Consider the following 3660-nt stretch of genomic DNA (forward strand, 5'->3'; position numbering starts at 1 on the left):
CAATGATCACGGGTATAATACCCCTTATAAAAAACAAAGAAAAATCATATTCTCTATCAAAATTATTGGAAGACACTGATTTCTACATTGATATAGTTACTAAATTAAACAAGAATAACTATGCATTGATTAAAAATTCTAAAGAAGCTGTTCCATCCGTTTTAGAAGCCGAAGCAATCATACTTTCTATTCGTGACGAAAGAATTAATAGTGTGAGTGATTTAAAGCTGACCTCTTATCTCATTACGCTACTAACATTGTTGTTTTTCATTGGTATGGTTATGTTAGCGTATTTAATTTACCATTCATTAAAGAGTTTAGTAAGGCTCACACACGAAGCAACACTTGCTAGAGATGAGGCTATATCATCCACAAAAATCAAGTCTCAATTCCTTGCTAACATGAGCCATGAAATCCGAACACCTTTAAATGCCATAATTGGTATGAGTCAATTAGCAACGAATACTGACATCGACATTGATAAAAATAAATATATAAAAAATGTTAATAACGCCTCTAGATCTCTACTGAAGATAGTCAATGATATTTTAGACACATCAAAAATTGAATCAGGTTCTTTTAATATAAAAAATAAAATATTTTCTTTGCCTTCATTAATTGACGAATTCTACGAGATGATGTTTATTATTGCGAATGAAAAAGGTTTGAATTTAGAATTAAGCTATAGTAACCCCCTTCCAACTTATGTTTTAGGTGACTCACTAAGATTAAATCAAATCCTATTAAACATAGTAGGCAATGCGATTAAATTTACTGAAAAAGGTGATATAAAATTATTTATTTCATGTGATAATTTAAACAAAAATAAAACAAAACTCAGTTTTGAGATTATAGATACAGGAATCGGAATATCAGATGAAGATATAGATAAGCTATTCAAACCTTTTAGCCAGGTAGACGAATCTACGAGTCGTATGTATGGAGGCACTGGTCTCGGTTTAATTATCAGTAAACAGCTTGTTGAACTCATGGGAGGTCGCTTAACAGTTAAAAGCGATCAAGGTAAAGGTAGTCAATTCTCATTTGAGATCATCCTTGATATTGCTCCGGAGATACTTGATAACCAAGAAAATCAAGCTGATGCTCCGAAGTTGAATTTAAAACCTCTAAGAAACAAGCATATATTATTAGTGGAAGACAACTTTATTAACCAAGAGCTCGTAAAAGCTCTACTTGAAGGTGTCACTCACCTGGATGTTTGCTCCGATGGTGAGAAAGCTATACATCAACTGAGTCAACAAAAATACGATGGCATTCTCATGGACTGCCAACTTCCCCAGATCGATGGCTATCAAGCAACTCAAATGATCCGTCAGGAATTAGGACTCTCTTTACCAATTATCGCGATGACTGCAAACATTATGTCGGCAGATATTGATAAAGCATTAGAGTCAGGTATGAATGACATCATAGGAAAACCTATCGACACCCAGGATATGTACAGCAAAATGCTCAAATGGTTCACAAACCAGATTGTAGAAACTAACGACGCCGTCGAGATGCTTACAGACAAACCTCTCGATTTAATCCCGAGCTGGCTAAGCAAAGTTTCCACGCTTGATTTAGAAGCTGGCTTAAAAATCGCGGCCGGAAACACTGCATTATACCTAAAGCTATTAAGTGCCTTCATCGAACAGTACCGTGGTACTAGTATTGAAGCCAATGAGCACCAAAAAATACATCAGTTGAAAGGAACAGCAGGAAACCTTGGTGCAATAGCGCTCTACCAAGCGTGTGTTGCTCATGAAGAAAGGTTAGAAACAGAATCGTTGATTGAATTGAACTTGAAATTAAATCAACTTATTTCAGACTTGATTCCATTAAATGATAACCAAAAATCACCTTCAACTCAGCTCTCAGAGGAAAAAATAATGGAGACACTAATTGGGCACGTATTAATTGTTGAAGATGACCTGATTAATCAATGCTTATTAAAGAATCAATTAAAAAAACTAGGGCTTTCTAGCGACGTTGCAAATGATGGACAGCGCGCATTAACACAACTAAAAGAGCGCAAAGGCGCGTACGATCTAATCCTCACAGATATCCACATGCCAAATCTAGACGGCCACAGTTTAGCAAGAGAAGTTAAAACAAACATCGGGCTGTATGGGTACACAAATATTGTTGGATGTACAGGAGAGCCCAACTATACCTTAGATAATTTTGAGTACTTTGACGCATTAATCTCAAAACCGATCGATTCAAAAACAATCTATGACAACATATCTAAGTTTTTAGTCAAATCCGAGCCGCTCTCAAAATCTGAGCCTGAGAGTGAAATTGAAAGCAATTTCTCGGATTACAGTAATGAAAATAAACGAGATATCTATAATGTCATTATTCAATCAATGTCATTAGACATTGAGAGCTTGGACAAAAGAGATGTAGATCTGAGAGCGCTGGCTCATAAAATAAAAGGCACAGCGAACATGCTAGGCCTAACCGGGATTGCAACTCTAGCTCAGGAGCTACAAAACGAGCTCGATCCTCAAAAAACTGTAAGCCAAAAGTGTAAGCTGGCTAAGAAAATGAACGAGATTGTTGAAGAAGTAAAAGACCTACTCGAGGGTATCGAATAATGCAACATAACTTGAAAGTAATGATCGTCGAAGATGACCTTATTCAGAGCACTCGGTTAAAGATCGAACTTAATCTGTTAGGCATTGACTATGTATTTGTTGCTCAAGACGGCATAGAAGCACTAGATCTCATGAAACATAATAGTATCGATTTGATATTCTGTGACATTAACATGCCTAATATGGATGGTATCAAGTTACTGCTTGAAATATCTGAGATCACTAAAGAGTTAGGTGTTGTGATAGTTAGCTCTGCAGAAGATGATATTTGCGATTTAACATTGAATATCAGTTCACTTCTGGAGTTCAGCTACTCTTCCCTTCTAAAAAAGAAAGATCTAAAGTCTAACTTAGCGAATGAACTACTTAAGTTCACACAAAGTATTGAACAAACATGGAAAAACCAATCACCTGTTAGCCTGTCTGCACATGCTATACATGACGCTTTTAAAAATGGTCAGGTTATCAATTATTACCAACCAAAAGTTAGCTTTGACAATCAACAGCTTGTTTCAGTAGAAGCACTAGCACGAGTCAAACACCCTATAATGGGGATCCTCAGTCCGATTTCATTTATGGACACTATTGACGAATGCAACATGATGGATCAACTATTCTTTGTCGTCCTTAACCAAGCACTTTGTGACATTTCGGCCTGTCCTTTCGATATTTCTGTATCAGTCAACATGACGCAAGAAAACCTTGAAATACCGAATATCTGCGACAAAATCATCGAGATATGTAAAGCGTATAGTTTTCCGCATGAGTATTTAACTTTGGAATTAACGGAGTCTCAAGCTTATCGCAACCGACCTATTGCACTTGCAACGCTAGCTCGGCTAAGAGTACATGGTTTTAAATTATCAATTGATGATTTTGGAACAGGGTATGCCTCATTAGATAAACTTCTCAAGCTTCCTTTTACAGAAATGAAAATCGATAGAAGCTTTATTTCTGATCTAGCATCAAACCCTAAGCATCAAGTTCTAGTAAAAATGTTACGTCAAGTAGCAGACACCATGGGTATGAATACTGTCACGGCAAGATCATTATAAAT

General features: G+C 36.3%; 2 protein-coding genes. Both read left to right on the forward strand.

What is annotated here, in order from left to right; all coding sequences use genetic code 11:
• Window positions 1-2603 (forward strand): response regulator (locus tag AB4484_RS24960; RefSeq protein ID WP_372080865.1); only part of this gene is annotated, 2603 nt, incomplete at its 5' end.
• The gene (locus AB4484_RS24965) at window positions 2603-3658 is read left to right on the forward strand and encodes an EAL domain-containing protein (RefSeq protein WP_372080866.1); all 1056 of its coding nucleotides are present in this window, start codon (window positions 2603-2605) and stop codon (window positions 3656-3658) included. The genes AB4484_RS24960 and AB4484_RS24965, both read left to right, overlap by 1 nt.
• Window positions 3659-3660: the final 2 nt, after the last annotated feature.

The organism is Vibrio sp. 10N.261.46.A3 (assembly GCF_041472995.1).
In the GTDB taxonomy this organism is placed as follows: Bacteria; Pseudomonadota; Gammaproteobacteria; order Enterobacterales; family Vibrionaceae; genus Vibrio; species Vibrio coralliirubri.

Coding starts and splice junctions, on each gene's coding strand:
- AB4484_RS24965 (WP_372080866.1), top strand. CDS start 2,603: ATGCAACATAACTTGAAAGTAATGATCGTCGAAGATGACCTTATTCAG.